This window comes from Nonomuraea corallina, from assembly GCF_027620315.1.
Lineage (GTDB): Bacteria > Actinomycetota > Actinomycetes > Streptosporangiales > Streptosporangiaceae > Nonomuraea > Nonomuraea corallina.
The window spans coordinates 1-14402 of the sequence record NZ_JAPNNL010000045.1; the positions used below are offsets into that span (position 1 = coordinate 1).

Below are 14402 nucleotides of genomic sequence, written 5' to 3' on the forward strand. Positions count from 1 at the left end.
CGAGGAGGTCTGACGCCCCACCGCCGGGGAGGCGTGATCGTCTCCCTGGCGGCCCCCGTCACCCGGCCGCGTCGTCGAGCACGGCCTTGAGCGACGCCTCCAGGATGTCCACCCCGGCGTGCAGGTCGTCCTCGCTGATCGTGAGCGGCGGGGCGATGCGGAAGATGCCCCCCATCCCGGGCAACTGGACGATGTTCATGTGCAGGCCCCGTTCCAGACAGGCCGTGGTGACGGCGTTGCCCAGCGCGTCGGCGGGCGCCTTGCTCGTCTTGTCCTTCACCAGCTCGATGCCCTGGAGCAGGCCACGGCCGCGGACGTCGCCGACGACCTCGTACCTGTCGTGCAGCGCCCGCAGCCGGTCGGCGAGCAGGCCACCCAGCTCCGCGGCGCGCGCGACGAGGTTCTCGCGCTCGATCACGTCGAGGACGGTCAGCGCGACGGCGGCCGCCAGCGGGTCGGAGACGTGCGTGGTGTAGAAGAGGAACCCGCGCTCGTGGCAGGTCCGCTCGATCTCGGCACTCGTGAGGACGGCCGCCACCGGCAACCCGGCGCCGAGGGTCTTCGACAGCGTCAGGATGTCGGGGGTGACCCCGTCGCGGTCGAACGCGTACATCGTCCCCGTACGGCCGAGGCCCGTCTGCGCCTCGTCGAGGATGAGCAGCATGCCGCGCTCGTCGCACATCTCCCTCAGCCGGCGCAGGTAGCCGGGCGGCAGCTCGATGATCCCGCCCGACGACAGGACGGGCTCGATGAGGCAGGCGGCGAGACTGCCGGACGACTGCTGGTCGACCAGGGAGAAGCCGAAGGCGAGCTCGCTCTCCCAGTCGTGCGAGCCGTCGGCTGAGCGGAACGGCGACCGGTAGGCGTTCGGGGCGGGCAGGGCCAGGTTCCCCGGCATCGGCGGGCCGTAGCCGCGACGCCCGGCCGAGAAGGTCGCCGACGCCGCCCCCTGGGTCATGCCGTGCCAGGAACGGTCGAAGGAGACGATCTCGTAGCGGCCGGTGAACAGCTTGGCCATCTTGATCGCGGCCTCGTTGGCCTCCGCGCCCGTGGTCAGCAGCATCATCTTGCCCAGCTCGGGGGGCAGGGTCGCGGTGAGCCTGGCGGCCAGGTCCAGCACCGGAGCGCTGAGCATGCCGCTGAACAGATGGTCGAGCGACGCGACCGCCGAGGAGACCGTCGCCACGATGTCAGGGTGCGCGTGGCCGAGGATGGCGCTCATCTGCCCCGAGGTGAAGTCGAGGATCGGCGTGCCCTGCCGGTCGAAGACGTGCGCGCCGGAGGCGCGTTCGATGACCCGCGGGGTGAAGGCGCCTCCGTAGCGGATCAGCAACCGGTCCGCCTCGTTCCAGAAAGTCTCGTCCCGGAAAGCCTTGTCCCGGAAAGCCTTGTCCCGGAAAGCCTTGTCCATCAGCCACCCCTTCTGCCGACCGCCGGATGCCCTATCTTCGACCGGCCGTACGAGCCGTAACAAGCGGGATGACCGCTTGACCCGTACCCCGAGGTACGGGTTTAGGGTCTGGCTGTGCGAGTGGGAGAGCTGGCCGTGCGGGCCGGGGTGACCATACGGGCGTTACGTTATTACGAGGCCGCCGGGCTGGTGGTGCCGACGCGGCTGGCCAACGGCTATCGCGACTACGATCCGCGGTCCGTCCGGCTGGTGGCGGAGATCCGGGCGCTGACCGGGCTGGGTCTGTCGGTGGAGGAGACGCGGCCGTTCGTGGAGTGCCTGGCCAGCGGGCACGGCGCGAGCGACGAGTGTCCCGCGTCGCTGGCCGCCTACCGCCAGGTGATCGACCAGCTTTCGGAGCGGATCGCCTCGTTGACGCGGCGGCGGGACACACTGGCCGCGCACCTGGAGTCCGCGGCCAACCGGGCGGTCGCCCCGGCCACGGCCGTCGAGCTGACCGAGTTCCCCGCTCCGGCCGACGACGGGGCCGCGGACCATCTGGCCGGGACGGCGATGCCCGGCGTGCGGTTGCCGACCACCGGCGGGACGACGATCCGGCTGGACGAGCTCGGCGCGGGGCGGACGGTGCTCTACGTGTATCCCCTGAGCGGTCGTCCCGGAGTGGATCTGCCGGAAGGATGGACGAGCATTCCGGGCGCCAGTGGCTGCACGCCGCAGGCGTGCGGCTTTCGCGATCACTACGACGACCTGCGCGCGGCCGGCGCCGAACGGGTGTACGGGGTGTCCTCGCAGCCGAGCGACTACCAGCGGGAACTCGTCGATCGGCTGCGGCTGCCGTTCGCGATGGTGTCGGACGAAGCCTTCGGCCTGCGGGACGCGCTGCGTCTCCCCACGTTCGAGGCCGGTGGCCTGACGCTCTACCGCCGGCTCACCCTGATCGTGAAGGACGGGATCATCGAGAAGGTCTTCTACCCGGTGTTCCCGCCGGGGCGGCATGCCGCAGAGGTGCTCGACTGGCTGGAGGAGCGGCGATGACCACGGTGGCCTGGCTCGGACTCGGCGCGATGGGCTCCCGGATGGCTCTCCGGCTCGTCCGCGCGGGCCACGAGGTGGTGGTGTGGAACCGCTCGCGGGCCCGAGCCGAGGAGCTCGCCGGCGCGCGGGTGGCCGCCACCCCCGCCGACGCCGTACGACACGCTGACCTGGTCGTCTCGATGCTGGCCGGCCCGGCCGCCGTGAGAGAGGTCGGCCCGGCGATCGCCGCGCAGGCCCGCGCCGGGACCACGGTGATCGACATGTCGACCATCGGACCGGACACGGTGACCTGGCTGCGCGACGCACTGCCCGACGGGGTCACCCTGCTGGACGCGCCGGTGCTCGGCAGCGTGGCCGAGGCCGAGGAGGGGACCCTGACCCTGCTGGTCGGCGGGCCGGACGACGCCGTCACGCGATGGACACCCCTGCTCTCCGAGCTGGGCCGCCCCGTCCACCTGGGGCCGTCGGGAGCCGGTGCGGCGGCCAAACTGGTGGCCAACAACGCCCTCATCGGGACCGTCGGCGTGCTCGCCGAGTCGCTGAGCCTGGCCGACGCCCTCGGGCTCCCCCGCGACGTGGCCTGGCAGGTCCTCGGCCTGACCCCGCTGGCGGACCAGGCCCGGCGACGCCGGCCCGCGATCGACTCCGGCTCCTACCCGCCCCGCTTCGCCCTGTCGCTGGCGCTGAAGGACGCCGGCCTCATCGTCGCCGCGGCCGAGAACGCCGGCCGGCGGATGCCGCTCGCCCGTGCCGGCCGTGCGTGGCTCACCGAGGCCGACGCGGCCGGCAGGGGAGGCGAGGACTACACCGCGCTCCTCGGCCACATCCTGGGCGAAGAAGATCAGCGGTGACGGTCCGCGCGGTCGTGTTCGACCTGGACGGCACCCTCGTGGACACCATGGCCGCGGCCCCGCAGGCCTACGCCGCCACCGTCCGCAGCCTCGGAGGGCCCCGGGTCTCCCCCGGTCAGATCGTCGAAACCTGGCACATCGGGCCTACCCCGACCGTGCTACGGCACTTCCTGGGCAGGGACATCACCGATGACGACCTCTCCTGCTTCTACGACCACCTCACCTCGTCCGTCACCGGTGTCCGCCCCTTCCCGGGAGTGGTCCCCATGCTCGACACACTCACGAGAAAGGGATACGGCCTGAGCGTCGTCACCGCCGCGACCAGACGCGCCGCTCTGTGCACGCTGAACGCGACACGCCTGGAGTCCTACTTCCCCGTGCTCATCTGCGGTGACGAGGTGAGCCGGCCGAAGCCCCACCCCGAAGGACTCCTGCGAGCCTGCCTGCTCCTGGGCGCCGACCCCACCGACGCGATCTATGTCGGTGACTCCGAGGTGGATCTCCACTGCGCTGTCGCCGCACGCGTGCCCGGCGTCCTCGCGGGTTGGGGCGGCTCAGCCGTACGAGCCCGCACGGTGGCGCGGCACCCGCACGACGTCGTCCACGTCGTCAACGCGGCCGGGCGCTGACGGGCTCGGGTACGTGAGCGCCGTGGGTCCGTCCCCTCCGGCGCCGTGCGGTCAGCAGGGCCTGAGGCGCTCGGCAGGCCACCCGGCAGGCGGAGGCAGGGATCTGCAACGGGCTTCCTCACTCGGCTGTGTGGGTGAGGATCGCGTCGGCCAGTTCCTGGTGGGTCTCCGGCGGCAGCGTGTGCCCCATGCCCGCCACGATCATCAGCCGTGCTCCCGGGATCTGTTCGGCGATGATCGCGCCGTGACCCGGTTTGACCGGCTCGTGGCTGCCCTCGATGACCAGCGTGGGCGCCTTCACCCGGTGCAGCGCGCCCACCGGCTCGAAGTCGGGGCCGGCCGCCGCGGCCAGCCGGTGGTTGGCCGCCGTCGACAGGTCGCGGGCCCGGTCATAGACGCGTTCCTGCAGCCGGCGGGCCGCGTCCTCGTCGAACGGCAGCCCGGTGCCGTGCAGCACGCGCTGCTCGGCGATCATGCCGTCGATCAGCGCGCGGCGGTCCTGGGCGGGCGGGGCGGTCATCAGCGTACGGAAGAACTCCACGAACTCCGGCTCCGGCTCCGGCAGGCTCCCCTCGGGCTGCGATTGCCCCGTCAGGGCCCGCAGGAGCACCCCGCCCTCGCCGCCGCCGAGCGGCGAGGAGGCGATGACGGTCAGCGACCGCACCCGCTCCGGCGCCTCCACGGCGATGAGCTGGCCGAGCAGCCCGCCCGCCGAGTGGCCCACCAGGTGGGCGCTGTCCAGTCCGTGGGCCTCCATCACACGGTAGACGTCGTTCTTGATGTCGTCCCAGGTGTACGGCTCGGCGGCGAAGTCGACGGTGCCGGACCTGCCGGTGTCGCGGTGGTCGTACCGGATCACCCTGCGGCCCCCGGCGGTCAGCCGGCCGACGAGCTCGTCCGGCCACAGGATGCCCTGCGACATCGAGCCCATGATCAACAGGATCGGCGTGTCCGTCTCGGCGCCGAACTCTTCGCTCCAGATGGTTACGTCATGCATGACTCAGAGCATGCCGTCCCGGGCTACGGGCGCCTTCTGTAGAACTACCAGCCGCGCCAGCTCCGTACGGGTGCCGATGCCCAGCTTCGGATAGATCTTGTACAGGTGGTACTCGACCGTGCGAGGGCTCAGGAAGAGCTGCGCGGCGATCTGCTTGCTCGACAGCCCGTCCGCGACCAGGCCGGCGATGCGCAGCTCCTGCGGGGTCAGCGCGTCGAGCACGCTGGGGGGCGGGGCGCCGCCGCTCTCGCCCGCCGCCCGCAGTTCCTCCTGCGCGCGCCGCGCCCACGGCCGGGCGCCGGCCCGTTCGAAGGTCTCCCACGCCATCCGCAGATGCGCTCGCGCCTGGCCCGGCCGCTGCGCGCGGCGCAGGCGCTCACCCAGCAGCATGGCTGTCCTGGCGGCCTCGAACGGATTGGTGTGCAGCCGCAGCGCCTCGCCGAAAGCCTCCTCGGCCGATTCGGTCAGGCCCCGGCAGCGGGCCAGCAGCGCGCGCGACTCGGGCGTCGCGGCGTGCTCGGCCGCCTGCTCGTAGACCGCAAGCGCCGCCCGCGCGCCGGCCGCGTCGCCCGCGCCCACCGCCGCCTCGATCCGATCCGGCATCGCCCGCCACGCCACGTTCGGATGCCCAGCGCCCGGCCCCGCCACCGCGATCGCCCGGAAACGGTCGTGCGCCGGCCCGTAGCGGCCCAGGCACAGCTCCAGCATCGCCAGCGCGTACGCGGCCACCCCCGCGCGCAGTCCCACCCGGTGCGGCAGGGCGATGGCCAGCGCCTCCCGGGCCAGCCGTGCGCAGGGCTCCTCCTCGCCACGCAGGGCCGCCAGCACCGCGAGGTTGGCCAGGTGCGCGGCCACCGTGTTCTCGTACCCGGCCTCCCGCGCCAGTGCCAGGCCCTCCTCCGAGACGGCTTGGCTGCGCGCGAGCCGCCCGGCGAGGCGGTCGGCGGTCGCCACGAACTCCAGCACGACGGGCAACTGACCGGTCATCCCCGACACCCTGGCCACCTGACCGGCCCGGGTGGCCAGCTCGGTGGCCAGGTCCCACTCACCCAGCGTGCCGGCCGCGGACGTGGCCCACAGATAGCCCGCCGCGTCCCCCAGCTCGCCGACCCGCGCCAGTGCCCGCCGCAGCAGGCCGGGACCGGTGGCCTCGCCGTCCAGCGTCAGACCGATCCCGGCGACCGTGTCCCGCAAGAATCCTTCGGGGTGCGCGGCCGCCCGCCGGCCGAGCTCGACCATGGCCGCCGTGTCGCCGACGTACGAGGCCGCCTCCATGGCGTCGGCCAGCATGTCCAGGCTGTCGCCCGCCGCCAGGATCCGCACGGCCTCGGCGGCGTTGCCCGAGTTCAGCTCGAACCGGCCCCGGAGCTGGGCGAGCTCCATCGCGAGCGTGACGTCCCCGCCGGCCCCTTCGCGTGCCTCGGCCAGCAGCGATTCCGCCTGTCCCGGCCGGCCGCCGAGCCAGGCCGCCACGGCGGCGTCCTTCAGCCGGACGGCGCGGGCGCCCGGCTCGGGGGTCAGCTCGGCGGCCCTGGTGAGGGCGACGGCGGCGGCGCCGTACCCGCCACGGTCACGAGCCCGCCCGGCGGCCTCCGTCAGAGCGGCGGCGACCGGCTCGGCCCGGCCCAGGGCGGCTCCGGCCAGGTGCCAGGCCCTGCGGTCGCCCGTGGTCAGCTCCGCCAGGACGGCGTGCGCGTGGCGGACCTCGGCGGGGGCGGCCGCCTCATGGATCGCCGATCGCATGAGCGGGTGACAGAAACGCACGCCGGTGCCCGACATTTCGCCCAGCCCGCTCTCCTCCAGTTCGGCGAAGGCCGCCGCCACCGACCCGGGCGTCAGCCGCTCGGCGGCACGCAGGACCACCGTGAGGTCGGTCTCGACGGCGGCGAGCAGGGCGACCTGCCGGGCGGGGGCCGACAGCGCGGTCACCCGGTCACCGAAAAGCCGGGCGCCGCCGGGCAGCGGGTCGGGCAGCGGCTCGCGGCCGGCGAGTTGCGCGGGCGTGAGCCGGGCGGCGATCTCGTTCAGTGCCAGGGGGTTCGCCCCGGTCAGCGTGATGAGTTCCCGTCTCACCGGGGCCGACAGCGGCCCGTGCCGGGACTCCAGCAGCTCGGCCGCGGCGTCCTCGGGCAGGCCGCGCACCTCCACCGTCGACGGCACGCCCTTGACGGAAACGTCGCCGCGGACGGCGAGCAGCATCGCGATCCGTTCGGTGCCCAGCCGCCTGGCGGCGAACAGCAGCGCGTCGGCCGAGGCCCGGTCGGCCCATTGGAAGTCGTCGACCACGCAGATCAGGCCCTCCGGGTCGGCGGCCTCGGCCAGCAGCGACAGTACGCCGGCGCCCAGCAGGAAGCGGTCGCCCGTTCCGCCGGCAGCCTGCCCGAGGGCCGCTCGCACGGCGTCGCGCTGCGGCCCGGGCAGCGCGTCGAGCGATCCGGCCACCGGCCGCAGCAGTTGGTGCAGCGCCGCGAACGCCAGGTCCGACTCGGACTCGACGCCGGTGGTCCGCAGCACCCGCATCGCCCCGCCCCGCGCGGTCGCCGCGTCGAGCAGGGCGGTCTTGCCCGCGCCGGCCTCACCCCGGAGCACCACCGCCCCGCCGCGGCCGTGGCAAGCCTGTGCGATCACCTCGTCGAGCGCACTGATTTCCGCATATCTGCTGTAAAGCACAGAAACCCACTGTAAAGGGGGCGCCAGTCCAGAAAGCCCTGCCGTAGATCGACGCCCCGCGCGCCCTTCCTGCGCCGGGCCGCGGCGGGTCAGGGCGCGGGGTGGACGAGGGCGACGCGCAGGATCCGATCGTCGCCGGGGCGGGCCGGGGTGCCGCCCCAGGTCGCACCGTCGGTGTTGGAGGTCGTGATCCACAGCGAGCCGTCGGGCGCCGGCTCGACCGTGCGGATCCGTCCGTAGCGTTCGACGAAGTAGGCGACGGGGTCGCCGTCCGCCCGGGGTCCGTCGACGGGCAGGCGCCAGAGCCGCTGCCCGCCGAGCGCCCCCATCCAGACGGCCCCGCCCGCGACGGCGATGCCGGACGGCGAGGCGTCGTCGGGATGGATGACGGCGATGGGGCGTTCGCCGTGCCCGCCGTCGCGGCCTTCGGACTCGGGCCATCCGTAGTCGCGCCCCGGGCGCAGGACGTTCAGCTCGTCCCAGGCGCGGTGGCCGAGCTCGGAGGCGTACGCGGTGCCGTCGGGGCCGAACGCGATGCCCTGCACGTTGCGGTGGCCGCTGGAGTAGACGGCGGTCCCCGAGGGGTTGTCCGGCGGTACGGAACCGTCGGGCCGGATCCGCAGGATCTTGCCGTTCAGTGACCTGTCGTCGGCCGCGTTCTCGGGCGAGAAGGCGTCACCGGTGCCGATCCAGAGGTTGCCGTCCGGCCCGAAGCGCAGCCGCCCGCCGTGGTGGCGGTCGGCGGTTTCGATGCCGTCCAGGACCACCCGGTCCTGGCGCAGGGAGCGCAGGTCAGGGGCGAGACGCAGCGCCACGACCCGGTTGGCGGGCGAGGACGACACGTACGCGTAGACGGTGCGGTCCCGCGCGAAGGACGGTGAGGCGGCCAGCCCGAGCAGGCCGCCCTCCGCGCTCGCCTCGACGCGGGGCACGGTGCCGATCGGCTCGGGGTCGCCGCCCTGCGGGATGCGCAGGACGCGGGCCGACGACCGCTCCGACACCAGGGCCGAGCCGTCGGGGAGGAACGTCAGGCCCCACGGCATGGCCAGGCCGCGGGCGATCTCGGTGACCTCTCCGGGGACCAGACCGCGCGTGAGGCGCTGGGACGCGCGGGGCTCCGGCGCCGCGCATCCCGGCAGCGAGACCAGGACGCAGAGGGCGGCGGCGGCGCCGAGGCGGCGGGTGCGGGAGTTGAGAAGCATGGCTGATCGGTCCCTTCATCTCGTTCGGTTCATGCGGCCGCGCCGTTGACGAAGACGGTCTGGCCGTTGACCCAGCGGCCGGGGCCGGCCAGGAAGGCGACGACCTCCGCGATGTCCTGCGGGGTGCCGAGCCGGTTCATCGGGCTCAGACCGGCGATCCGGTCGACGACCTGCTGTGGCTTGCCGTCGAGGAACAGGTCGGTGGCCGTGGGGCCCGGCGCCACCGCGTTGACCGTGATGTCACGTTCGCCGAGTTCCTTGGCGAGGATCGGGACGAGGGCCTCCACCGCCCCCTTGCTCGCGGCGTACGCGCCGTAGGTCGGCAGGTGCAGGCGGGTGACGCTGGTGGAGAAGGCGACGATGGCGCCACCCGGCCGGACCCGGCGCGCGGCCTCCCTGGCCATGACGAACGTGCCCCGCACGTTGACGCGCATCTGCCGGTCCAGCTCGGCCAGGTCCAGCTCGCGGACCGGTCGCAGCGCCATCACCCCGGCCGCGTTGACCACGACGTCCACGGGGCCGAGACGCTGCTCGACGGCGTCGAACGCGGCGGCGATCTCGGCCTCCTCGGCCACGTCGGCCCGCAGCGCGATCCCGCGGGCGCCGGCCGCCTCGATCTCGGCGACGGCCCGGTCCGCCTCCTCGGCGTTGGACGCGTACACGACGGCGACGTCCTGTCCCGCCGCGGCAAGCCGCGAGGCGACGGCCCGGCCGATCCCCCGTGATCCCCCGGTGACGATGGCGACGCGCGATGTGGTGCTCATGACTCCCCCTTGGGATCTACGCTAACAGTTTCATGTTAACGACGATATATCAACGCTATCATGACTTCGTTAGCGTTGGTGGGAGGCGTGGCGGGCGCACCGATCAAGTTTTCGCGCCGTACTCGTCTGTACAGATGAGATCGACTCACGGAGGCTGACACGATGCGGAAACTGATCTTCGCCATGAACGTGGCCCTGGACGGCTACATCGCCGCGGCCGGCGACGACATCGGCTGGAGCGGGCCGCCGAGCGACGAGCTGTTCCAGTGGTGGCTCGACCGCGAGCGGGCGAACGAGCTGCTGCTGTACGGGCGCAAGCTGTGGGAGACGATGAGCTCCTACTGGCCGACCGGCGACCAGCAGCCCGACGCCACCCCGGCGCGGATCGAGTTCGCGCGCAACTGGCGGGACACGCCGAAGGTGGTGTTCTCCTCGACGATCGACCAGGTCGACTGGAACGCCCGCCTGGTCACCGGCGACGCGGTCGCCGAGATCACCCGGCTCAAGGCCGGGGACGGCGGCCCGATGGCCATCGGCGGCGCGAGGCTCGCCGGAGCGGCCATGCGGGCCGGGCTGATCGACGAGTACGCCCTGGCCACCTACCCGGTCCTGGCGGGCGGCGGCACGCCGTTCTTCGGGTGCCTCCGGAATACGGCAGAAACGGGCCGCGCTCTTGATCACCGGTCGTTAAACTCCTGACTTCACGCTGGTTAGTGATGGTTCCGGAGGTTTGGGTGGCGTCGATCGATCGGACGGCGTACCCGAGGTTCGCGCGGGCCGTGTCGGCGCGGGAACTGGCGGAGGTGTTCACTCCGTCGGCAGTCGAGGTGGAGTGGGCGCGCGACAAGACGCAGGATGATCAGCATCTGCTGGCGTTGCTGGTGTGGTTGAAGGCCTACCAGCGGCTGGGATATTTCCCGAAGCTCAAGGACGTCCCTGCGGTGGTCTCCGAGCACATCCGAGAGGTGATCGGCCTGCCGGACAGGGTGGCGCTGGAGGATGTCGCGGAGCGGTCGGCCAAGCGGCATCGGTCGTTCGTGCGCCAGCGGATGGGCGTGACCTATGACGCGGCCCGGGTTCGGGAGGTGGCCGATGAGGCGATCCGGAAGGCGGCCGAGGCCAAGGACAACCCCGCCGACTTGATCAACGTGGCGCTGGAGGAGCTGGTTCGCGCGGAATGCGAGCTGCCCGGCTACACGACGCTGGATGAGATGACCAAGAAGATCCGCACCGAGGTGAACCGCGGGTTCTTCACGCTGATGTCCGCCCGGGTCGATGCCGGAGCCCGGACGAGGCTGGCCCAGCTGCTGTTGGTCGACCCCATCACCCGGCGCAGCGCGTACGACGGGTTGAAGGACGTGGCACAGGCCGCGTCGCTCAACAAGTTCAAGGGCCGTCTGGCGTTCCTGCGGGAACTGGACGCCCTCGGGCCGACCGAGGCGTGGCTGGAGGGGATCCCGCCGGGGAAGATCGCACATTTCGCCGGAGAGGCTAGGGTCACGGATGTCGCTGACCTGCGGAAGGTGCTGGACGAGGACAAGCGCCTCACATTGATCGTGAGCCTGCTGCACACGGTGCGGACCGGAGTGCGGGACGACGTGGTCACGATGTTCTGCAAGCGGCTCGCGACAATCCACAAGAAGGGCCGCGACCAGCTGGAAGCCTTACGGGAGGCGCACCGGGCCGAGTCCGAACACCTGCTGGGTGTGTTCGGCAATGTTCTGGACGGCGTCCGCGAGGCCGTCACACCCGCGGAGCCCGACGCAGCCGGTCCGCTGGCGGACGGCGCGAGTACCGATCCTGCTGCGAGCGCGGGCTCCGGATCCGGGGATGTTGCTGAGCGGGCGGGCCGGCTGGTGTTGAAGGCGCTGGAGGAGGCCGGCGGCCTGGACGTTCTGGCGGCCGCGCACGAGGCGGTGTCGGCCTATCACGGCAACAACTACCTGCCGCTGCTCGACCAGCACTACCGGTCCCACCGCTCGGCGCTGTTCACCCTGGTTGACTCGATCGACCTGGAGTCGACCAACGCCGAGCGGAGCGTGCTGGACGCGGTGGAGTACCTGCAAGCCCAGCGGAACGCGCGGGCGACGTTCGTCCCCGACCGGATCAGCGTGAAGCTCACGGGCGCGGACGGCACCCCGGTCACGGTGGAGTTGGTGGTGGACGTGGACGCGTTCGCTTCGGCGATGTGGCGGAAGATCCTCAAGGATCCGGACCGGCCAGGCCTGCTGGTCCGCCGCCACCTGGAGGTGTGCGTGTTCTCCTACCTGGCTTCGGAGCTGAAGTCGGGGGACATCGCGGTGGCCGGGTCGGACTCCTATGCCAACCTGCACGATCAGTTGATGAGTTGGGAGGAGTGCGAGCCGCTCGTGGAGGGGTTCTGCGCCGAGGCCGGCCTGCCGACCGACCCGCGCGAGTTGACTCGCCACTACAGGCAGCTCCTGACCGACACGGCGGCCGGGGTCGACGCCGGGTACCCGGCCAACACGGACCTGACCCTTGAGGGCGGACGGCCGGTGCTCAAACGGCGCAAGGGCGCCGAGCGGAGCAAGGAGGCACTCAAGCTGGAGGAGGCCGTGCACGAACGGCTCCCGCAGCGGGACCTGCTCGACATCCTCACCCGCACCGCCTACCAGACCGGCTGGACTCGGCACCTCGGCCCGGCCTCAGGCTCCGACCCGAAGATCAAGGAAGCGCTCGGCCGGTACGTGCTGATGGTGTTCACCTACGGGACGCTGCTCGGCCCGGCCCAGGTCGCCGCGCACATGCGCGGCAAGGTCAGCGCCGCTGAGCTCGCCATGACCGCGAACAAGCACTCCACCAGCGACAAGATCTCCAAAGCCTCGACTGATGTCATCAACGAGTTCAACAAGCTCGACATCGCCTCGGTCTGGGGCGACGGCAAGACCGTGGCCGCCGACGGCTCCCAGATCGAGACGTGGGAGAACAACCTGCTTGCTGAGAGTCACATTCGGTACGGCAAGTCGAAGCGCTCGGCGGACTATTCGTTCGAGGGCGCCGTCCGGGACCTGGCCACCGTTCCCCCGATTCACTTCTGAGAAAGGCAGACCATGACCATCAAGCGATCCCCCTGGACCGGCATGATCCCCGTAGACGATACGGCCTTAGCCGTCACCGACACCGACGGCGACGGCGACGGCGTTCCCGTGATCTACCTCAACGGCCACGCCGGCGTTCAGCGGCAATGGCGGCGGGTCCTCGCCGAGTTGGGGACGGAGTGGCGGCATATCACCTACGACATGCGGGGGCGTGGTAGGTCGAAGCGCTCGGCGGATTATTCGTTCGAGACGAACATCCGAGATGTCGATGCTGTCCTCGCAGCCCGGGGCGTGGCCCGGGCGGTGGTGGTGGGCTGGTCCTACGGAGCGTTTGTCGCGGCGCACTGGGCCAGCCGGAATCCGGGCCGTACCGTGGGCGCGATCTTGGTGGAGGGCGCGCAGCCCTACGACTGGTTCGACGAGTCCATGGAACCAGGGATGCGCAAGATATGGAAGCGGCTCTGGTGGCCCATGCAACTGCTGCGACCGTTCGGTATGGCTCCACGGATGACCGGCGACCATCTGGCAGACAGCAACATCGAGGTCGGCAAGATCGCCCGAGAGCGTGACCTGGGCCCCGTGCTGGACAGCATCACCGTCCCGGCGCGCTACGTGGTCGCTTCCGGGGAGTCCTTCGGAAGCCAGGGCGGGCACGAACAGGTACGCGCCAGCCTCCCTGCGGTGACTGCCCGCAATCCGAACATCCAAATCAGCGCGAAAGTCGCCAGCAACCACAGTTCGATCCTGCGTAAGGACTATCGCGCCATCGCCGCGGCCGTACGTGAGGTCGCCGCCCTCGACCACGAGGGGAACTGAAGACGCCGCCGTCACGGTGAACCCCGCACGGGAGAATCACCGAACCTTCCTGGCTAACCCCACCGCGGGGCCGCAGCGGAGGGCGGCCTAGAGTTTCGATAGCGATCGAACATTTCGGACCTCGGTATGCGCGCTGTGCGAATCGACCGCTTTGGTGAGCCTGCTCGCCCATTCGGTGGCGAGATACTGGTGCGTGTCGTCGCCTCCGCCATCATCGCCCTCGCCTGGTGTGCCGGCATCCTCATCGTCGCGTACGCCTTCGCCATGAACACGTACCGCCGCAAGATCTCCTCGGCGGAAGGACTCAAGACGAACGGAGAATCTGATGACGACACGCGCGATCCACGTGGAGGGTCTTGAGAAGACCGGCTCACCCGCGCTGCGCGCGTCCGACGCGGACCGCGACCGGATCATCGAACTGCTGCGCGCCGCCGTCGCCGACGGCCGGCTCGACCCGGTCGAGTTCGACGAGCGGCTGGACGCGGCGCTGGCCGCCCGCACCATCGACGCGCTGGCCCCGCTCGTCACCGATCTGATCGCGGCGCCAGGCAGCGACGGCGCACTCACGCTGCCGCTCGCCGAGCCTGCCGCCGAACTGCTCACCATCAATGAGCGGCACGGCTCGGTGCGCCGGGACGGCCGGTGGACGCTGCCGTCCCGGCTGGCGCTGCGCACCGCGTGGTGCGACGTGCTGCTGGACCTGACCAGCGCGGTGCGCAGCGCGCCCGAACTGGTCATCGAGCTGCGGGTGCGCGGCGGCAACGTGGAGTTGGTCCTCGCGCCGGGCATGGTCGTGGACGCCAACGAGCTGTCGGTGCGGCACAGCCTGGTGGCGATCAGCAGGGACGCGGGCGACAACACGCCGGAGACGCTGCACGTTCGCTTGGCAGGCCGGATGCGGCACGGCCGGCTCGAAAGCCGATGGCAGGCACCGCGCCGGTGACCGGATCGCACACCGTCATCAGCTC

The 14402-nt window shown here is 71.7% G+C and carries 13 protein-coding genes; 8 read left to right on the top strand and 5 right to left on the bottom strand.

Translation table 11 applies throughout. The features are described 5' to 3' along the window. Positions 1–58: 58 nt before the first annotated feature. Positions 59–1411 carry an aspartate aminotransferase family protein gene (locus tag OUY22_RS13965; RefSeq protein WP_270155343.1) on the bottom strand — a complete coding sequence of 451 codons (1353 nt, stop codon included), beginning with the start codon at positions 1409–1411 and terminating at the stop codon, positions 59–61. 114 nt (positions 1412–1525) lie between these two features. On the opposite strand from OUY22_RS13965, the gene OUY22_RS13970 reads away from it, so the two are divergent. From OUY22_RS13970 to OUY22_RS13980, 3 genes are read left to right on the top strand one after another with little or no spacing between them, the layout of a single operon-like run. Continuing rightward, on the top strand, positions 1526–2446 hold the full coding sequence (locus OUY22_RS13970; RefSeq protein WP_270155344.1) for a MerR family transcriptional regulator: 921 nt from the start codon (positions 1526–1528) through the stop codon (positions 2444–2446). Further along, the gene (locus OUY22_RS13975) at positions 2443–3297 is read left to right on the top strand and encodes an NAD(P)-dependent oxidoreductase (RefSeq protein ID WP_270155345.1); all 855 of its coding nucleotides are present in this window, start codon (positions 2443–2445) and stop codon (positions 3295–3297) included. Before OUY22_RS13970 ends, OUY22_RS13975 begins: the two co-directional genes overlap by 4 nt. Then, on the top strand, positions 3294–3926 hold the full coding sequence (locus OUY22_RS13980; protein WP_270155346.1) for an HAD family hydrolase: 633 nt from the start codon (positions 3294–3296) through the stop codon (positions 3924–3926). The genes OUY22_RS13975 and OUY22_RS13980 overlap by 4 nt, the downstream gene beginning before the upstream one ends. 118 nt (positions 3927–4044) lie before the next feature. On the opposite strand, the gene OUY22_RS13985 is transcribed toward OUY22_RS13980, so the two are convergent. The 4 genes from OUY22_RS13985 to OUY22_RS14000 all read right to left on the bottom strand — a co-directional run bounded on the left by OUY22_RS13985 (position 4045) and on the right by OUY22_RS14000 (position 9559). Further along, the gene (locus tag OUY22_RS13985) at positions 4045–4923 is read right to left on the bottom strand and encodes an alpha/beta fold hydrolase (RefSeq protein ID WP_270155348.1); all 879 of its coding nucleotides are present in this window, start codon (positions 4921–4923) and stop codon (positions 4045–4047) included. 3 nt (positions 4924–4926) lie between these two features. Next, the gene (locus OUY22_RS13990) at positions 4927–7593 is read right to left on the bottom strand and encodes a LuxR family transcriptional regulator (RefSeq protein ID WP_270155350.1); all 2667 of its coding nucleotides are present in this window, start codon (positions 7591–7593) and stop codon (positions 4927–4929) included. Positions 7594–7682: 89 nt separating this feature from the next. Then, on the bottom strand, positions 7683–8795 hold the full coding sequence (locus tag OUY22_RS13995) for a PQQ-dependent sugar dehydrogenase (RefSeq protein ID WP_270155351.1): 1113 nt from the start codon (positions 8793–8795) through the stop codon (positions 7683–7685). Between the two features lie 29 nt (positions 8796–8824). Next, entirely contained in the window at positions 8825–9559 is a 735-nt protein-coding gene (locus OUY22_RS14000) for an SDR family oxidoreductase (protein ID WP_270155352.1), read from the bottom strand. A gap of 162 nt (positions 9560–9721) precedes the next feature. Between OUY22_RS14000 and OUY22_RS14005 the strand changes: the two genes are divergently transcribed. The 5 genes from OUY22_RS14005 to OUY22_RS14025 all read left to right on the top strand — a co-directional run bounded on the left by OUY22_RS14005 (position 9722) and on the right by OUY22_RS14025 (position 14377). Further along, a complete protein-coding gene (locus OUY22_RS14005; RefSeq protein WP_270155353.1) occupies positions 9722–10258 on the top strand; it encodes a dihydrofolate reductase family protein in 537 nt (178 codons plus the stop codon). Between the two features lie 35 nt (positions 10259–10293). Further along, a complete protein-coding gene (locus OUY22_RS14010) occupies positions 10294–12618 on the top strand; it encodes a Tn3 family transposase (RefSeq protein ID WP_270155354.1) in 2325 nt (774 codons plus the stop codon). Positions 12619–12630: 12 nt separating this feature from the next. Next, positions 12631–13434 carry an alpha/beta fold hydrolase gene (locus OUY22_RS14015; RefSeq protein ID WP_270155355.1) on the top strand — a complete coding sequence of 268 codons (804 nt, stop codon included), beginning with the start codon at positions 12631–12633 and terminating at the stop codon, positions 13432–13434. A gap of 126 nt (positions 13435–13560) precedes the next feature. After that, on the top strand, positions 13561–13794 hold the full coding sequence (locus OUY22_RS14020; protein ID WP_270155356.1) for a hypothetical protein: 234 nt from the start codon (positions 13561–13563) through the stop codon (positions 13792–13794). Next, positions 13760–14377, top strand: coding sequence for a DUF1707 SHOCT-like domain-containing protein (locus tag OUY22_RS14025; RefSeq protein ID WP_270155357.1), 618 nt, complete (start codon positions 13760–13762; stop codon positions 14375–14377). Before OUY22_RS14020 ends, OUY22_RS14025 begins: the two co-directional genes overlap by 35 nt. Positions 14378–14402 lie beyond the last annotated feature (25 nt).

Bases quoted from the DNA above. Each gene is read 5' to 3' on its own strand.
- OUY22_RS14005 (WP_270155353.1), top strand. From the start codon at position 9,722: ATGCGGAAACTGATCTTCGCCATGAACGTGGCCCTGGACGGCTACATC.
- OUY22_RS13985 (WP_270155348.1), bottom strand. From the start codon at position 4,923: ATGCATGACGTAACCATCTGGAGCGAAGAGTTCGGCGCCGAGACGGAC.
- OUY22_RS13995 (WP_270155351.1), bottom strand. From the start codon at position 8,795: ATGCTTCTCAACTCCCGCACCCGCCGCCTCGGCGCCGCCGCCGCCCTC.
- OUY22_RS13965 (WP_270155343.1), bottom strand. From the start codon at position 1,411: ATGGACAAGGCTTTCCGGGACAAGGCTTTCCGGGACAAGGCTTTCCGG.
- OUY22_RS14000 (WP_270155352.1), bottom strand. From the start codon at position 9,559: ATGAGCACCACATCGCGCGTCGCCATCGTCACCGGGGGATCACGGGGG.
- OUY22_RS14025 (WP_270155357.1), top strand. From the start codon at position 13,760: ATGACGACACGCGCGATCCACGTGGAGGGTCTTGAGAAGACCGGCTCA.
- OUY22_RS14015 (WP_270155355.1), top strand. From the start codon at position 12,631: ATGACCATCAAGCGATCCCCCTGGACCGGCATGATCCCCGTAGACGAT.
- OUY22_RS13975 (WP_270155345.1), top strand. From the start codon at position 2,443: ATGACCACGGTGGCCTGGCTCGGACTCGGCGCGATGGGCTCCCGGATG.
- OUY22_RS14020 (WP_270155356.1), top strand. From the start codon at position 13,561: ATGCGCGCTGTGCGAATCGACCGCTTTGGTGAGCCTGCTCGCCCATTC.